This window comes from Bradyrhizobium sp. USDA 327, from assembly GCF_041262065.1.
Taxonomy (GTDB): Bacteria; Pseudomonadota; Alphaproteobacteria; order Rhizobiales; family Xanthobacteraceae; genus Bradyrhizobium; species Bradyrhizobium liaoningense.
Map to the genome: position 1 here is coordinate 2,068,030 of NZ_JBGCCW010000001.1, position 16,437 is coordinate 2,084,466.

Below are 16,437 nucleotides of genomic sequence, written 5' to 3' on the forward strand. Positions count from 1 at the left end.
GGATCGATCCTCGACACCTCAAGCCGGGAACCAGTTGCGCTCGGGCAGTGACTGCACGATCGGGCCCGGGACCTGATCGTGCAGACGTCCCACGACATTGCCGCCTTCGATCTTGGCGGGGCGGTCGTGGACCGGGAGCAGGTAGCGCGAGCTGCTCAGCAGCTTCTTGATCGCCGCCTTTTCCGCGCGCTTGCTGGTGCCGTGGTTGCCGGTGGTGCGCGGCTCCCAATCGTGGATTTCATGGAAAGGGGTGACGATCTGGTCGTTGAAATCGTAGATCACGTCGCCGCAGATGGTGGCGATGCCGTCGGCGGTCTCGACGATGATGTTCATCGAGCCCTCGGTGTGCGCGTTGGCGGCGTCGCAATAGACCCCGGGCATCAGCTCGATCGGGCCGGTGATCTCGAGGTCCAGGAAGCGCAGCGCGCTCTTGGTGTGCAGGCGGTCGATCAGGTGCTTGATGTCAGGGGCCGGATATTGCGGATGCATCAGGCCGGACACGGAATATTCGAGCTCCTTGCGGTTGAGCACGACGGTCGTGTTCATCGGGAACAGGTCGTCCTTGCCGGCATGGTCGATGTGCAGATGTGTGTGGCAGACGAAGCGGACGTCGCCCATGCGCACGCCGTGCCGCGCCAGCTGGTTTTCGATCATGTTCTCGTGGTACTGAAGCCCCCGCATGCCCAGCGTCTCCATGATCTGGTTGGAGCGATAGCCGGTGTCGACCACGACCGGATATTTGCCGCCGAGGATCAGGAAGCCGAGGGTGAGGACACGGCGGGTGCGGCCGCAGTCGCGGCCGAGCACCAGGAAGCTCGATTCCAGCTCGATATCGCCGTAGTCCAGGATCTTGATCTCCAGCGCCATTCGGTTCCCTCCTGCCTTGCTTCTTTTCTTTCAAAGCCGATACACGCGCGTCGCGGTCGCGCTGAAGATCGCGTCGTGTTGCGCGGGACTCAGCGGCGCGGCAGCCGCGCGAAACGCGCCAACCAGCTCGCGATAGCTGGTCCACAATTTCTCGATCGGGAAATTGGAGCCGAACAGGCAGCGCTCCGCGCCGAAGATCGCGACGGTGTCGGCGAGCACGGCGGCGATGTGCGCGGGATCGTTGCGATGGATGAAGGTGCCGAGACCTGAGAGCTTCGAGACCACGTTCGGACAGGCCGCAAGTCGCGCCATGCCGGCGCGCCAGGCGCCGCGGCCAGACGGTGAGAGGTCCTCCAGCATGCCGGCATGCTGGAGGATGAAGGTCACCTCTGGACAAGCGTCGGCCAGCTCCGCGGCCTCCGGCATCTGTGGCGTGAACACCTGCAGATCGAAGCTCCAGCCGTAGTCGGCGAGACGCGCGACGTTGCGGCGGATCATGGGGTCGGCGCAAAGATCCGAGCGAGCCGCAAAGCGGTAGAGCGGGTTCTCGTGCCAATGCAGCTGCATGCGCACCCCGCGCAGCAGTGGATAGCGTCTGAGGCGGTCGAGCTGCGGGCGCACGTCGTCGGCTGCGAAGTTGGCGTAGGCGACGATGGCGTGCGGCCAGCCGTGCTCATCAGCCGTCTGCTGCACCCAGGCAGCCTCGTCCTCGAAACGGTCATTGGCCCAGTTGGTCTGGACGTAGACGGAGCGGGTGACGCCGGTGCCCTTGAGGTCGTCGAGATATTCCCGGATCGGATAATCGCGCCGGATCGGCTCGTAGGGGCCGAAGATGCGGGGCTGCATGGGGCCGGTCAGCCAGGGCAGATCGACCTGCCGCCAGATGTGATGATGGCCGTCGACAATATCGTTCACGCCGCTCTCCTTCCCAGGGCCAGTACATGGGCGACGATCGAGGCGCTCGATCCGCCGTCCACGAGATCGTCGACGAAGCGTTCGATGGAGACCAGCGCTTCGGTCTGCGGGCGGAAGCCGGGGCCTGTCGCGAGGGGCGTGAGCCAGCTGAGGCGCCAGGCCCCGCCGCGACAGTTTCGCGACGGCGTCGCGAAGGGCGTCGGGCTCGCCGCGCTCGAGTCCGTCAGATACGATGACGACGGCGGCGCCGCGGGCGTAGCCGCCGAACCGGGGGACCGCCAGGAACGCCTGCAACGCGTCGCCGATCCGGGTGCCGCCGTCCCAGTCGCTGACCAGATGTGCCGCGGCGTTCAGCGCCTGCTCGCGGCGCTTCAGGCGCAGCGCGCGGGTGACCCGGGTCAGCCGCGTGCCGAAGGTGAAGACCTCGACATTGGGCGCGGCCTGCACCAGCGCATGCGCAAGCTTCATATTCTCTTCGGTGCGGCTTTTCATCGAGCCGGAGACGTCGATCAGCAGCAAGACTTTGCGCGGGCGCTGTCGCCGCTTCATGTGGCCGAGCCGCAGGATCTCGCCGTCGCTGCGGACGCTGTCGCGCAAGGTGCGGCGGAGATCGGCGAACGGGCCGCGGCGCGCCCGCATGCGCCGGTGGCCACGCCGTCGCGGCAGGCGACGCGGCGCCTCGCGAGCCAGGCGCCGGAGCGCGTCCGTCGTGGAGAGCTGCGCGAACCGGCGCTCGACCAGCGCCTCGGTGCGCGCCGCGGTGAGGCCGGACTCGTTGGCCTCGTCGGAGAGCAGGGGCTCCTCCTCGCCGCGGCCTTCCTCCTGGAGCCGGACGGTCTCGTCGTCCTCGCCGTCTTCGGCGTGCGCGATCGCCTCGCTGCCGCGGAAATGAAGGTCGAACAGCCGATCGAAGGTGGCGCGGCGCTCGGGCGGCGGGGCGAGGGTGGCGAGCGCAGATTGCTTGATGTCCTCGAGCATGCGTGGCCCCAGCAAGGCGATCGCGGTAAGGAATGCGGTCGTCTGCTCCGGCGCCACGGCGAAGCCGTTGGCGCGCAGCAGCGCGACGAAGGAAACGAAGATGCGAACAGCGCGCGGGAGCTGCAGCTCGGTGCTCATGAGGTGGCCTCCGCCAGCATGGCATCGAGCCGGGGCGCGATGAAGTGCAGATCCTCTTCGTCCTTCAGCGCCACGCCGATCGAACGTTTGAAGGCATCAGGCCAGCGGGCGCCGCCCTTGTTGAGGAGGGTCGCGGCCTCCGCCCAGTCGACGGCTTCGGCGATGCCGGGCGCCTTGCTCAGCGGTTCGCGCCGCAATTTCTCGACGGCCGCGACGACGGCGTGGGCCGTGGCTTCGGCGACGCTGGATGCACGCATCATGATAATGCGCGCCTCCCGCTCGGCGCTGGGATAGTCGATCCAGTGATAGACGCAGCGACGACGCAAGGCTTCGTGCAGATCGCGGGTCCGGTTCGAGGTGAGCACGACGACCGGCCGCTCGGCGGCGCGGACCGTGCCGCGCTCGGGAATGGAGATCTGGAAATCGGAGAGGAATTCGAGCAGGAAGGCCTCGAACTCCTGGTCGGCGCGGTCGATTTCGTCGATCAGCAGCACGGTGGAATCGGGTGCGCGCAGCGCCGCCAGCATCGGCCGCTCGATCAGGAACGTCTCGCCATAGATGTCGATGCTCTCATCGCCGGCCTGACGGATCGCCAGCATCTGGCGCGGATAGTTCCACTCGTAGAGCGCGGCAGACGCGTCGATGCCCTCATAGCATTGCAGGCGGATCAGGCGACGGCCGAGCACGGCAGCTATTGCCTTTGCCGCCTCCGTCTTGCCGACGCCGGGCGCGCCTTCCAGCAGCAGCGGCTTGCCGAGGGCGAGGCCGAGATAGGCGGCGGTCGCAAGGCCCTCGTCGGCGAGGTAATAGGCTGCCCGAAGCGCCTTCTCCAGCGCCTCCGGGCTGTCGATGCCGACGATGTTGCTGCGAACCGCCACGCCCGATCCTCTAGCGCCGGGCCTGCGGCTGCGCGCCGCCTTGCGCCTTGATCGCGCGCAGCACCTTTTCCGGCGTGATCGGCAGGTCGTCGATGCGCACGCCGACGGCGTTGAAGATCGCGTTCGCTACCGCCGGCAGCACCGGGTTGGCGCACATCTCGCCGGGGCCTTTTCCTCCGAACGGACCGTCAGGGGCGGGACGCTCGAGCACGGCGATATCGTGGGGGCAGATGTCGCCGGGACCGGGCATCAAATATTCGACGAAGTCGCGGGGCCCGTGGACGGGATCGGGATAGTATGGCTCCGGCGTCTCGTAGAGTGCGTGGCTGACGCCCATCCAGGCGCCGCCGACGAGCTGCTGCTCGACCAGCCGCGGATTGAGTGCGCGGCCGAGCTCGTAGGCGGAGTCCATCCGGACCATTGCGACCTCGCCGGTCTCATCATCGACCTCGACCTCGGCGACGAGGCAGGCATGGGCATAGCAGGTCGCTGGCGACATCTCGCCGGTCTCAGGATCGACGTCCGACAGCGGCACGAGGAAGATGCCGCGGCCGGAGATGGTCTTGCCCTGCTTGAACTGCGCGGCGATGGCGACGTCCTTGGTCGAGATCGAACGATGCGGCGCGCCCTTGACGTGGATGTTGCCGCGCCCGTCGGTCTCGAGATCGGCGGCGTTGACTTCGAGCTCCTCGGCCGCCGCCTCCATCATCACGCCGCGCGCCTCGCGGGCGGCGGCCATCACGGCGTTGCCGACGCGATGGGTGCCGCGCGAGGCGAACGAGCCCATGCAGTGCGGGCCGGTGTCGGAGTCTGCCGTGTCGACATAGACGTCCTCGACCGGCACGCCCAGCGTCTCCGCGCAGATCTGCCGCGTCACCGACTTCATGCCCTGGCCGAGGTCGATCGACGACAGCGCCACGGTGAACTTGCCGCTGGGGTTGGAATGCACCAGCGCCTGGCTCGGATCGCCGCCGAGATTCATGCCGATGGGATAATTGATCGACGCCATGCCGCGTCCGCGATGCCGGGTCATCTAGCGCCTCCTGGTGCCGAACACGGATGAGAAACGGGTCGCGCCATGCGATGGCGCGGCCGGGCGCGGCGGGGGAGGTGGCGGCGCCGGCGGCGGTGGCTCGCGCGGCGGCTCCCGCGTTGCGGTCATCGGCGCGCGATCATAGCTCGTGCGCTGCTGCGCAGGCGCGGCCGGCCGCGCCCGGGACTCCGTCGGTGTCGGCGGGATGACGGCGCGGCTGCCGCCGCCGTCCTTGCGCGAGGATGCGCGCCTGAACTCGTCGCGGATCGGCCATTTGGCCTTCTCGGCCGCAACCTGCACGCACTCGATCAGCGCCGTGTTCTTGGCCTCGCGCCGGTGCGCCTTCATGTCGCCGTCGCGATAGGCGTTGAGAATCCGGAACTCCATCGGGTCCATGCCGACGAGGTTTGCCAGCTTGTCCATCTGGCATTCGATGGCGAAGTCCATCGCGGTGACGCCGAAGCCGCGCATGGCGGTCGCCGGCGTCCGGTTGGTGAAGACGCAATAGACGTCGCCATAGACGTTCGGGATGGTGTAGGGGCCCGGCAGGTGCGCGGCGCATTTCACGGCGGCATAGCTGGAGAGCCGCGTATAGGCGCCGCTGTCGAAATAGGCGCGGATCTTGCGTGCGACGATGCGGCCGTCGCGCATGACGCCGTCCTTGATGTAGATGCGCTCGGCGCCACGCGGCGGGCCGTATTGCATCTCCTCCTCGCGCCCGAATACGTAGCGGACGGGACGTCCGGTCAGCATCGCGCCGAGGATCGCAAGCGGCTCGGTCAGCGTATCCACCTTGCCGCCAAAGCCGCCGCCGACCGTGCCGCCGATGAAGTGGAAGGTGTTGGAGGGCACGTCCAGGATTTTGGCGCAGGTGTCGACGGAGAAGAACAGCGCCTGCGTCGAGGTGTAGACGACGTAGCGGCCGTTGGTGTCGGGCGCGGCGATAGCGCCGTTGGTCTCGGTCGGCGCATGCTCGATCGGCGACATCTGGTAGCGCTGCTCGAGCACGTGGTCGGCGGTTGCGAGCGCGGCATCCGCATCGCCAAAGCGCAGGCGCTGGTGGTCGTAGACGTCATGATAGATGAATGCGTTCTTCGGATAGGTTTCGTTGACCACCGGCGCGCCCGGCTTGAGCGCGTCCTCGACGTCGAAAACGGTCGGCAGCGGCTCGTAGTCGATCCGGACCTTGGCGATGGCTTCGAAGGCCTCGCGCTCGCTGTCGGCGACGACGGCAAGGATCGGCTCGCCCTTGTAACGCACCTTGTCGACCGCAAGCGACGGCTCGTCGTCCCTCCCGAAGTTGATGAGGCTGAGCAGCGTGTTGAGATTGCATGGCACGTCGGCGCCGCGGATGATGCGCCGTACGCCCCCCGAGCGCTCCGCTTCCGTGGTGTCGATGCGACGCAGTCTCGCATGCGCATGGGCCGAACGAACGACCTTCAGATGCAGCATGCCTTGCAGCTTGTGGTCGCCAAAATAGCTGGACGTGCCCGTGACATGGCCGAGCATGTCCTGGCGCTGGGTGCCCTTGCCGATTTCATTCAGGTTGTCGTCGCGCTCGTCGGCGAAGATGTCTTTGCGCAGTTCCAGCATGGTCGCGTCCCTCTAGGCGCTGACCCGGCCGCCGGCGGCGGCGAGGATGGCGTTGATGATCGGCTCGTAGCCCGTGCAGCGGCAGATGTTGCCGGAGATCGCCTCGATCACGTCGGCCCGGCTCGGGGAGGGATTGCGGTCAAGCAGCGCCTTTGCGGCCATCAGCATGCCCGGTGTGCAATAGCCGCACTGGGCGGCAAAATTGTCGGCGAAGGCGCGCTGGAGCGGATGCAGGTTCGGGCCCTGTTTCATGCCGTCGAGAGTCTCGATCGAGCGACCCGAGACCGTCTCGGCGAGCGTCAGGCAGGAGAGATGAAGTTCGCCGTCGATCAGCACGCTGCAGGTGCCGCAGCCGCCCTGGCCGCAGCCGAATTTCGGGGTCATGTCGCCTATCAATTCGCGCAACGCCACCAGGAGATTGGTGCCGCCATCGACGAAGATTGCGACGTCGCGGCCGTTGTGACGAAATTGCAGGGGTATCTTGGACATGGCGATCTATTCCTGTCCCGACAGCAAACGGCGAAGATGCACGCCGACGATCTCGCGGCGATACCAGGCGCTGCCGAGCGCGTCGTCGGATGGCGATGTTCCTTCGTTCGCTGCGGATACGGCAGCCGCGATGGTCGCGGCATCCAGCGAACGGCCCTCGAGCGCGCGTTCGGCGGCGCGAGCGCGGATCTGCGTCGGGGCCATCGATCCCAGCGCGATCCGGGCGCCGGCGATCCGGCCGCCGCTGATCGGCAGATGCGCGGCAAGGGTGATGACCGAGCCGCCCTTGGGCTTGATGCGAGCGATCTTGCGATAACGAAAGGCGTGCGTGCTCCCCGGCCGGGTACAGGAGACCGACAGCACCAGTGTCCCGACCTGCCGGTCGCGCGCCTCCAAAAACTCTTCAATCGGGATGTCGCGGGTGCCGAATCCGCCTTGCACCGCGACGGTGGCGTCGAGCGCCAGCAGCGCGACGGTGAAATCGCCGTAGGGGTTCGGCGCGAAGAGATTGCCGCCGACCGTGCCCATGTTACGCACGGCAGGGCCTCCGATCGAACGGGCGGGCGCGTGTAGGAAGGCGAGGTCGCGTTCGGCGAGAATGCGCGCGAAGGTGACGCCGGCCCCCAGCATGATGCGCGGGCCGGACGCATCGATACGGGCAAGCCCCTGATCGGTGGCGCGAACGACCGTCGAGATCGAGACGTCGCCCTCGTTCAGCGCCCGCATCACCAGCGTACCGCCGCCGAGATAGCGGGCGCTGCGATCTGAGGATATCGCCCCGGCCGCTTCGCTGGCGCTGGCAAAGGTCTTTACGGTTACAGCCATGGCTAGGCGGCCTCCTTCAAATGGCGGCGGATCGCCTCGAACCCCGCCTGGTAGATGTCTTCCGCGACCATGTGGGTGATGCGGTCCCTGTCATCGGGCTTGGTGGTGAAGCGGGATTCCCAATGCCAGAAGGTGCGGTCACCATCGGTGACTGGCAGCAGGCGGACATGGGCGACATAGTTGAACATCGGGATCGGCGTATCGAGCAGACAATAGCTGAAGGTCTGCTCGAGGTCGGACAGCGCCAGCAGCTGCTCACGCAGCTCCGAGCCGTCCTTGAGCTTGAACCGTCTGACGCAGCCGATCTTGTCGGCGGATTGCGCGCGTTCGATCGAGGAGGTCGCAACCGCCGGGTGCCAGCGGTCGTGCCCGTTGAAATCGCGCAGCACGTCCCACACCGCGTCGGTCGGTGCGTTCAGGATCGTGCTCTTGACGATATGCGGCACGGCTAACCTCCGAACACACGCTTCAGCGCGTCGAAGCCGCCCTGGAACACACCGCCGCCGATGTTGCTGACGAGCTCGGTCTCCCGTTCCGGCGCGCAGTCGAATTCCGCGGTCCATTCCATGAAGGTCTGGTCGCCGTCGGTGACGGGCGTCAGCCGCAGCGTCGCAACGTAGTTCTCGACGCCCATCGGGGATTCCAGGATCGAATAGGTGCAGAACATGTCGTAGTCGGAGAGCCCCAAGAGCTTCTCGCGGATGCGGTCGCCGTTGCGCAGGCGGAAATCCCTGACGCAGCCGATCTTGTCGGAAGGCTCGCCACCCTCGATCCGGCTTTCGGCGATGGCCGGGTGCCAGTTCGGCAAGCCGTTGAAATCGCGCACCCGTGCCCAGACGCGGTCGTTGCGGGCGTTGACGACGGTGGAGACGTAGACGCGGGCCATGGCGCGACCTCAGCTCTTCTTCCTTGGCCCGCGCTCGGCCGGCGGTTCGCCACCTTCGACCGCAGGCGGCGAGGCCACCGGCTTGTCGCCGGCACCGCCGCTCTTGCGTGCGGACTCCTTGATGCCCTGCATGTCGCGGGCCTCTCGGATCAGGCCCGGCATTTTCGAGAGGCTGCCGCCCTCGACGCCGATGTCCGACAGGATGGAATCGATCAGCGGCGCCTGAACCCGGTAGCGCAGGGCGGAGTCGATCACCTCGTCGGTGGCGCTGCGGCCGCCATTGCCATTTCCGTGGCCGTTGAGGCCATCGACCTGGAGAATGCGGATGCCCTCGATCTTCTCCATCGGCTTGACGCTCTCGCGCACGATGCCCTCGATGCGGTCGAGCAGCTTGCGCCGGAACAGCGAGTATCGCGCCTGGTCGGTGAGCACGTTCTCGGCCTCGTTGAGCATCCGCTGCGCCTCGGCCTCGACCGCCGAGCGCACGCGCTCGGCTTCGGCCGCGATGCGCGTCTCCTCGGCCTGCTTCTCGGCGAGCAGGATTTCGACGGTCTTGCGCCGCTTGGCGATCTCGCTCTCCCGCGCCGTGACGACGCGCTCGGTAGCTTCCGTCGCGCGCATGCGCGCTTCCTCGGCCGACGCCTTGGCCGCAGATTCCTCCAGGGACTTCAGATGGATCGCAATCGCCTTCTCCATCAGGACGGTCTCGACCTCCTTCTCGCGATTGACCTCGAGCTTGCGCAGCTCGCGCTCGCGGCCGATGCGGGCTTCGTCGAGACCGCGGTCGGAGGCGATGCGGGCACGCTCGACCTCCTCGCGCGCGCCGATTTCGGCTTCCTGCAGCGACTGGACGCGGGCGACCTCGAGCTGTTCGATGGCGCGTCGCCGCTCGATGCGCGCCGCCTCCAGCGCCTGCTCGCGGGAGACATCGGTGGTCTCGACCTCCTTGCGGGCGACGATCTCGGCCTGCTTTACCTGGCGGTCGGCATCGATCCGTTCCGAGCGCTTGGTCGAGAGGGCGATGACGCGGTCCTCGTCGGCAATCTCGATCGCCTTCTTCTGCTCGATGTTGAGCACCTCGCGTTGCCTCGAGGAATTGATACGCTCGGCCTCGAGCGCCAGGTCGACCGTGATACGCTGGCGCTCGATCGCGTCGCGACGCTTCAACTCGGCCGCCTCCAATACGCCGGTCCGTTCGATCTCCAGTGCGCGGGTTGCGCGCTCGGCCTGGATGCGTTCGGCCGCAACCGCCTTCTCCTGGGCAATGCGGGCCGCCTCGATCGCCTCGCGCGAGGCGATATCGGCCTCCTCGACGGCGCGGTTGCGGGCGATCTCCAGCGAACGGACACGTTCTTCCTGGGCGATACGCGTCGCCTCGGTGGCCTCGCGTGCGGCGATGCCGGCGACGTCGAGCGCCTGGTTTCGCTCGATTTCCAATTGCCGTGTGTTCTGCTCGGCGGCGATACGCTCGGCGGCGAGCGTTCGCTCTCGGGCGATGCGGGCGGCTTCGACCGCGCGCTGCGCCTCGATTTCGGCCTCCTGGATGATGCGCACCTGCTGGATCTCCAGCGCGCGGGTACGCTCGTCGGAGGAGATGCGCTCGACATTGACGGTCATCGTCTGGGCAATGCGGGCCTTTTCGGTCGCCTCGCGCGCGGCGATTTCGGCTTCGTCGACGGCGCGGGTGCGCTCGATCTCGCGGCGCCTCGTCTCTTCCTCGTTGGCGATCCGCGCATCGGTGACGACGCGGTCCTGCTGAATCCGCGCCTTCTCGATGGCTTCGCGGGCCGCAATCTCGGCTTCCTCGACCGTGCGCATCCGCTCGATCTCGCGCTGGCGCACCTCGCGTTCGGAGGCAATGCGGGTGGTGTCGATCGCGCGCTGGTTGGCGATCCGGGTCTTCTCGATCTCCTCGCGCGCCAGCAGTTCCTTCTCCTCGATGGTGCGGGTCCGTTCGATCTCCTTCTGGCGGGTCTCGCGCTCCGAGGCGATGCGGGCCTCGGCGATCGCCTGGTCATTGGCGATGCGGGCGCGCTCGATGGTCTCGCGGGCAGAGATCTGCGCCTGTTCGGCCTCGGTCTCGCGGAGTGCCCGTTCGCGGGCGACTTCCGTCCGTTGGAGCGCGCGGCGCATCTCGATGTCGCGCTCCTGCTCCAGGCGCGCGGTCTCGCTCTCGCGCTCGATCTCGAGCGCCTGCCGCTCGGCCTCCAGATTGCGGGCGCGGATCTTGATCATCGAGTCCTGCTCGATGTCGTTGCGCAGCTTCCGCTTGGCCTCGATGTCCTGCATCAGCTGGGTCAGACCTTCGGCGTCGAACCGGTTCGAGGGGTTGAAGAATTCGAGATCGGTCTGGTCGAGATCGGTGATGGCGACCGATTCCAGTTCGAGGCCGTTCTGGGCGAGGGCTTCCGCCGCTTCGGTCTTGACGCGCGCGACATAGTCGCCGCGCCGCTCGTGCATCTCTTCCATGGTCATCTCGGAGGCGACCGAGCGGATCGCGGAGATGAATTTTCCGGCGAGCAGCGCATGAAGTTGCTCCGGCGCCATGGTGCGGCGGCCGAGCGTCGCCGCGGCGATCGAGACCGCTTCGCGGGTTGGCTGCACCCGGACGTAGAAGTCGGCCTCGATGTCGACCCGCATGCGGTCGCGGGTAATCACGGCATCCTGTCTGGAGCGGACGACACCCATCGGCAGCACGTTCATGTTGACCGGCGTGTAGTCGTGGATGAATGGCAGCACGAAGGCGCCGCCATTGATCACCACGCGTTCGCCGAGGAAACCCGTCCGGACGAACGACGTCTCCTTGGAGGAACGATGGTAGAGCCAGTTCACGATGTAGACGCCAACCACGATCACGACGATCGCGACGATCAGCCAGAGGATCAATTCACCGACCAACATCCCTGACATCTTTCCCTCCCTCGAACCTTCCGGCGTTACCGCGCGCCGATCGCCTTGAACTGACGGACCTGCTCCGTCAGCGCCCGCTCGACCGGCAGTCGCTCCATCGAGGAGGCGCCGTAGAAGCCATGGCAATGGCGGGTGTTCTTCATGATGAAATCGGCGTCGGCGGGATCCGCGATCGGACCGCCATGGGCCAGCACCAGGATGTCCGGATTGACGCTCAGCGCTGCGGAGGCCCAGGTGTCGATCTGCGCCGGGCAGTCCTTTAGCTTCAGTGCCGTCTGCGCACCGATCGTGCCGCCGGTCGTCAGACCCATGTGACAGACGATGATGTCGGCGCCGGCGATCGCCATGGCGGTCGCCTCTTTCTCGCTGAACACGTAGGGCGTGGTCAGCATGTCCTTGTCGTGTGCCTTCGCGATCATGTCGATTTCGAGCGCATAGGACATGCCGGTTTCTTCGAGATTGGCCCGGAAGGTGCCGTCGATCAGGCCGACAGTCGGGAAGTTCTGCACGCCTGCAAAACCAAGCGCCTTCAGCTGGTCGAGGAAGACATCCATATCGCGGAATGGATCGGTGCCGTTGACGCCCGCGAGCACCGGGGTCTGGCCCACCACGGGGAGCACCTCGCAGGCCATCTCCAGCACGATGGCATTGGCGTCGCCGTAGGCCATCAGGCCCGCGAGCGAGCCACGGCCAGCCATACGATAGCGGCCGGAATTGTAGATGACGATGAGATCGACACCGCCAGCTTCCTCGCATTTGGCCGACAGCCCGGTGCCAGCACCTCCACCAACGATCGGCACGCCGCGCCTCGCCATGTCGCGGAACTTCTTCAGGAGGGCTGCGCGTTCAAATCTGGCCATCGGTCACCTCGCTAGTCTCCGTCGCGCGCCAGCGCGGCCGAACAGGGTTCGGAACGCGCCGACGATGGCGGCGGCGAAGTCGGGATCGTTGATGTTCTTGGGGACGCGAATGATCTGCCGGTTGCCGGTCTGCCGCACGTTGCGCTCCAGCGCACGGAACAGGGCAGCGTCGGCCTCCGGGTCCCAGAACGGCTGGCCTCGCGCATCGAGCGCGGAGACGCCGCCCTCCGGCAGGAAGAAGCGCACGGGGCCGTCCATCTGGTTGAGCCGATCGGCGATCCAGCGGCCCATGCGCTCGTTCTCGTCGGCGGTCGTCCGCATCAACGTCACTTGCGGATTGTGAACGTGGAACTTGCGGCTGCGGTATCGTTCGGGAATGGTGTCCGGCGCACCGAAATTGACCATGTCGAGCGCGCCAACCGAGCCGACATAGGGCAGGCGGCTGCGGATAATCGCGCCAAAACGATCTTCCGTCGCCGGAAACACGCCGCCCATCAGCAGGTCGCAGATCTCGGTCGTGGTGAGGTCGATCACGCCGGCGAGTTGACCGGACTCGACGAGCTTCTCCATGGAACGGCCACCGACGCCGGTGGCGTGGAACACGAGATATTCGAAATCATCGCGCAGCTCCGCCGCGATCTTCTGAACGGCCGGTGTGGTGACGCCGAACATGGTGATGCCGACCGAGGGCAGGCCGCGGGGCTCGCGCGCCGTTGCGGCGCGCGCCTCGAGCCGCGCCTTCACCATGCCGGCAAGCGCATTGGCACCGTTGGCCAGCACCGCCCGCGAGATCGAGTTCAGCCCCTGCACGTCGGTGACCGAGTACATCATGGTGATGTCGGCTGGTCCGACATAGGGCCCGACATCGCCGGAGGCGACGGAGGAGACGATCAGCTTAGGCACGCCGACGGGAAGGGTGCGCATGGCCGGCGCTACCAGCGACGCCGCGCCCGAGCCGCCGGCCGAGATCACACCGGCGACATTGCCCTGGCGCCGCAGCCAGCTGGCGAATGCATCGGCCATCGCCGTCACGGCGGCGCCGCGATCCGGGCCGAACACGGCGGAGCCGCCGCGGCCGTGATTCAGCGCGATCTCTTGCGCGGAGACGTCGCACGACGAATGCTTGCCGCTGGTCGACACATCGACTAGCCGCGTGCGCAGTCCGCTTTCCGAGATGATGTCGCGAATGTAGCGCAGCTCGGGGCCCTTGGTGTCGAGCGTGCCGACGACCAGCACGACAGGCGGGCCCGAGGCCTGGGCCGCCACCGGCTCGCGGTTGCGCCGCACCGTCTCGTCGAGCCGCGCGACTTGCGTCGAGACCGTGCGGGCGGCGGCCTCGATGCGGGCGATCGGCACGGGCTGGGACCATCGCGTCGGAAGCGTCGGGTTGGAGATGTAGATGCGGAGCGGCCCGTCGCGGCGTGGCGCAGGCGCCGGTTTTACTTCACGGCCGGACGGTGCGATGTCGACATCGGGCTCGAGCTCGGCGTGAAGCCCGACGCCGAGCAGGCGCTGCTGAAGCTCGCGGTCCGCGGCAAGGCGCGCGGAGTCGATGATGCGGTTGATGCGGCCGTTGACCATGATCGCGACGTTGCGCGAGATTGCGGTGGCGACGCCGATGTTCTGCTCGATCACGAGCACGGACATGTCGCCGTCCTCACCGAGCCGCAGCAGCATCTCCTCGACTTGAGTCACGATGACAGGCGCGAGGCCCTCGGTCGGCTCGTCCATGATCAGCAAATGCGGATTGGTGAGCAGCGCACGCGAGATCGCCAGCATCTGCTGCTCGCCGCCGGAGAGCTGACCGCCGCCGTGATCCTTGCGCTCGGCGAGACGCGGGAAGGTGTCGTAGATGCGCTCGACGGTCCAGGCGCCGGAGCGCATGCCTCCGGCGAGCCGCAGATGCTCGTCGACGCTAAGCGAGCGCCACAGCCGGCGGCCCTGCGGCACATAGCCCACGCCGAGCCGGGCGATCTGCGCCGGCGGCCTCCGCGTGACGTCCTCGCCATGGACGCGAATCGAGCCGCCGCTTACCTCCACCAAGCCCATGATCGCCTTGCACAGGGTGGTCTTGCCCATGCCGTTGCGGCCGACGACGGAGAACACGCCGCTTTCCAGCGTGAGGTCGACCCCTTGCAGCGCGTGCGAGTGGCCGTAGTAGACGTCGAGGCCGCGGACCTCGAGTGCGGCACTGCTGCGGCGGGCCTCATTCATGGCCGCCTCCGAGATAGAGCTCCTGCACCTGGGGATCCGACTGGATCTCCTCCGGCAGGCCCTCCTTGAAGACGCGGCCGTTGTGCATCATCGTGACGCTCTCGACGACGCGCAAGGCGACGTCCATGTCGTGCTCGATGATGATGTAGCCGATGTGCGCCGGCAGCGAGGTCAGGATCTCGATCAACTCGGCCCGCTCGGTCGGCGATAGGCCAGCGGCAGGCTCATCGAACAGAACGAAGCGCGGGGCGCCGGCGAGCGCGAGCGCGATCTCGAGCTGACGCTGCTGGCCGTGCGCGAGCTCGGCCACGCGCTGGTCCTTCACCGCGGAGAGATGCACGGCCTGCACGAGATTGTCGGCCGCATGCATCAGGGCATCGTTCTGTCCCGGACGCAGGAACGAGAAGCGCCCGCGCGAGACGCCTCGGCAGGCGAGATAGACGTTGTCCTGGACGGTGAGGCCGGGGAACAGCGCCGAGATCTGATAGGTCCGGCGCAGCCCGCGGCGGATGCGTTCATAGGGCGGGAAGTGCGTGACGTCCTCGCCGAAGAAGCGGATGGTGCCGGAGGAGGGCGGGAAGTCGCCGGTGATGCAGTTGAACAACGTGGTCTTGCCGGCGCCGTTCGAGCCGAGCACGGCGCGCCGCTCGCCCGGACGCACGGTGATGGTGACGTCGGTCAGCGCCGCCAGGGCGCCGAAAAGCCGTGTCACCCCGCGCAGCTCGAGAGCGGCACCGGCGCCAACGGCGGAAAGGCGTTGAGCGACGCTATCCATGGTCGCGTCCTCCGCCTGGGCGGTCCGTTCGTGGACGCTGGCTCTGACGCCAACGCTGCCAAAGGCCGATGACGCCATCCGACGACCAGAACACGATGGCGAGGAAGCCGAGCCCGATCAGCAGGCGGAAGCGGTTGCCGTCGAGCCCAAGCCGGACCAGGAAGTCGAGCGCGAAGGTGCGGAGCAGCACGAAGATCAGCGCGCCGATGAAGGGGCCGATCGGGCGCGTGATGCCTCCGACGACCGCGATGATCAGCACGTCGATGCAGGCGCCGACGCTGACCGAGCCCGGCGAGATCTGGCGATAGTTCCAGACCTGGAGGACGCCGGCGAGCGCGGCCACGAAGGAGGCGAAAGCATAGGCCGCAACGCGGTGGGCATTGACGTTGAAGCCGAGCGCGGCCATGCGCCGCGGATTGTCGCGTACGCCCTGAAGGGCAAGGCCGAAGGGCGCGCGCGAGAGATACTCGACCGCGAAATAGCAGAGCGCCGCGACCGCGAGCACGATATAGTAGAAGGGAATGTCTGCGCGCCAGTTCACGCCCCAGAAGTGCGGCGTCGCGACGGTGTTGATGCCGGTATGGCCGTTGAAGATCGCCCAGTTCTGGTTGGTGAAATAGTAGAAGGCCGCGCCGATCGCGAGCGTGATCATGATGGTGTAGATGCCTTCGGTGCGCACCGCGAGCGCGCCGCCGAGAGTGCCGAAGGCAGTCGCCAGCGCCAGCGCCATCGGCACCGCGAGCCACCAGGGCCAGCCCAGGCTGATATTGGCGTTGCCGCTGACGCCGAACACCGCGACCATATAGGCCGAGAAGCCGGCGATGGTGAGCTGCATCAGGCTGACCATGCCGCCGTACCCGGCGAGGAACATCAGGCTCAGCGCGATCGTTCCGAGGATCAAGGTGGAGGCGAAGATCTCGATCAGGAAGAAGCCGCTGGCGATCAGCGGCATGATCAGGAGAATGACGGCGACGATCCAGGCGGCGGGATTGTTGACTTCCGGCCATGTCCGCGCCGGGCGTTGCGCCACGGCGGCGGGGCGAACGGCAACGTGAGCATCGTGAGCGAGCGACATC

The 16,437-nt window shown here is 67.1% G+C and carries 14 protein-coding genes and 1 pseudogene; all 15 read right to left on the reverse strand.

Translation table 11 applies throughout. From position 1 onward, the window contains the following. Positions 1-18: 18 nt before the first annotated feature. Positions 19-867, reverse strand: coding sequence for an MBL fold metallo-hydrolase (locus ABIA42_RS09350; RefSeq protein WP_061882122.1), 849 nt, complete (start codon positions 865-867; stop codon positions 19-21). A gap of 30 nt (positions 868-897) precedes the next feature. Next, positions 898-1,782 carry an amidohydrolase gene (locus ABIA42_RS09355; RefSeq protein ID WP_271526132.1) on the reverse strand — a complete coding sequence of 295 codons (885 nt, stop codon included), beginning with the start codon at positions 1,780-1,782 and terminating at the stop codon, positions 898-900. A gap of 150 nt (positions 1,783-1,932) precedes the next feature. Beyond that, a pseudogene (locus ABIA42_RS09360) lies at positions 1,933-2,898 on the reverse strand (VWA domain-containing protein); the annotation flags it as partial. Then, entirely contained in the window at positions 2,895-3,776 is an 882-nt protein-coding gene (locus ABIA42_RS09365) for an AAA family ATPase (protein ID WP_370114058.1), read from the reverse strand. The gene ABIA42_RS09365 and the pseudogene ABIA42_RS09360, both read right to left, overlap by 4 nt. Positions 3,777-3,786: 10 nt before the next feature. After that, positions 3,787-4,809, reverse strand: a complete 1,023-nt coding sequence (locus tag ABIA42_RS09370) for a xanthine dehydrogenase family protein molybdopterin-binding subunit (protein WP_370114056.1) — start codon at positions 4,807-4,809, stop codon at positions 3,787-3,789. Continuing rightward, positions 4,810-6,402, reverse strand: a complete 1,593-nt coding sequence (locus ABIA42_RS09375; RefSeq protein WP_370114054.1) for a xanthine dehydrogenase family protein molybdopterin-binding subunit — start codon at positions 6,400-6,402, stop codon at positions 4,810-4,812. Between the two features lie 12 nt (positions 6,403-6,414). Beyond that, a complete protein-coding gene (locus ABIA42_RS09380) occupies positions 6,415-6,891 on the reverse strand; it encodes a (2Fe-2S)-binding protein (protein ID WP_370114052.1) in 477 nt (158 codons plus the stop codon). 6 nt (positions 6,892-6,897) lie between these two features. Beyond that, the gene (locus ABIA42_RS09385; RefSeq protein ID WP_370114050.1) at positions 6,898-7,716 is read right to left on the reverse strand and encodes a xanthine dehydrogenase family protein subunit M; all 819 of its coding nucleotides are present in this window, start codon (positions 7,714-7,716) and stop codon (positions 6,898-6,900) included. 2 nt (positions 7,717-7,718) lie between these two features. Then, positions 7,719-8,162, reverse strand: a complete 444-nt coding sequence (locus tag ABIA42_RS09390; protein ID WP_370114048.1) for an SRPBCC family protein — start codon at positions 8,160-8,162, stop codon at positions 7,719-7,721. Between the two features lie 2 nt (positions 8,163-8,164). Further along, positions 8,165-8,602 (reverse strand): SRPBCC family protein, encoded by a 438-nt coding sequence (locus ABIA42_RS09395; RefSeq protein ID WP_018643039.1) that lies wholly within the window; start codon positions 8,600-8,602, stop codon positions 8,165-8,167. A 9-nt stretch (positions 8,603-8,611) separates the two neighbouring features. Further along, positions 8,612-11,512, reverse strand: coding sequence for a flotillin domain-containing protein (locus ABIA42_RS09400; protein WP_370157130.1), 2,901 nt, complete (start codon positions 11,510-11,512; stop codon positions 8,612-8,614). A gap of 26 nt (positions 11,513-11,538) precedes the next feature. Further along, positions 11,539-12,372, reverse strand: coding sequence for a phosphoenolpyruvate hydrolase family protein (locus ABIA42_RS09405; RefSeq protein ID WP_271526124.1), 834 nt, complete (start codon positions 12,370-12,372; stop codon positions 11,539-11,541). Positions 12,373-12,375: 3 nt separating this feature from the next. Further along, entirely contained in the window at positions 12,376-14,586 is a 2,211-nt protein-coding gene (locus ABIA42_RS09410) for an ABC transporter permease (RefSeq protein WP_370114046.1), read from the reverse strand. After that, a complete protein-coding gene (locus ABIA42_RS09415) occupies positions 14,579-15,361 on the reverse strand; it encodes an ABC transporter ATP-binding protein (RefSeq protein WP_194388096.1) in 783 nt (260 codons plus the stop codon). The genes ABIA42_RS09410 and ABIA42_RS09415 overlap by 8 nt, the downstream gene beginning before the upstream one ends. Next, positions 15,354-16,436 (reverse strand): branched-chain amino acid ABC transporter permease, encoded by a 1,083-nt coding sequence (locus tag ABIA42_RS09420; protein WP_370143761.1) that lies wholly within the window; start codon positions 16,434-16,436, stop codon positions 15,354-15,356. Before ABIA42_RS09420 ends, ABIA42_RS09415 begins: the two co-directional genes overlap by 8 nt. Position 16,437 lies beyond the last annotated feature (1 nt).

Bases quoted from the DNA above. Each gene is read 5' to 3' on its own strand.
- ABIA42_RS09395 (WP_018643039.1), bottom strand. From the start codon at position 8,602: ATGGCCCGCGTCTACGTCTCCACCGTCGTCAACGCCCGCAACGACCGC.
- ABIA42_RS09375 (WP_370114054.1), bottom strand. From the start codon at position 6,402: ATGCTGGAACTGCGCAAAGACATCTTCGCCGACGAGCGCGACGACAAC.
- ABIA42_RS09410 (WP_370114046.1), bottom strand. From the start codon at position 14,586: ATGAATGAGGCCCGCCGCAGCAGTGCCGCACTCGAGGTCCGCGGCCTC.
- ABIA42_RS09400 (WP_370157130.1), bottom strand. From the start codon at position 11,512: ATGTCAGGGATGTTGGTCGGTGAATTGATCCTCTGGCTGATCGTCGCG.
- ABIA42_RS09380 (WP_370114052.1), bottom strand. From the start codon at position 6,891: ATGTCCAAGATACCCCTGCAATTTCGTCACAACGGCCGCGACGTCGCA.
- ABIA42_RS09420 (WP_370143761.1), bottom strand. From the start codon at position 16,436: ATGTCGCTCGCTCACGATGCTCACGTTGCCGTTCGCCCCGCCGCCGTG.
- ABIA42_RS09370 (WP_370114056.1), bottom strand. From the start codon at position 4,809: ATGACCCGGCATCGCGGACGCGGCATGGCGTCGATCAATTATCCCATC.
- ABIA42_RS09415 (WP_194388096.1), bottom strand. From the start codon at position 15,361: ATGGATAGCGTCGCTCAACGCCTTTCCGCCGTTGGCGCCGGTGCCGCT.
- ABIA42_RS09385 (WP_370114050.1), bottom strand. From the start codon at position 7,716: ATGGCTGTAACCGTAAAGACCTTTGCCAGCGCCAGCGAAGCGGCCGGG.
- ABIA42_RS09350 (WP_061882122.1), bottom strand. From the start codon at position 867: ATGGCGCTGGAGATCAAGATCCTGGACTACGGCGATATCGAGCTGGAA.
- ABIA42_RS09405 (WP_271526124.1), bottom strand. From the start codon at position 12,372: ATGGCCAGATTTGAACGCGCAGCCCTCCTGAAGAAGTTCCGCGACATG.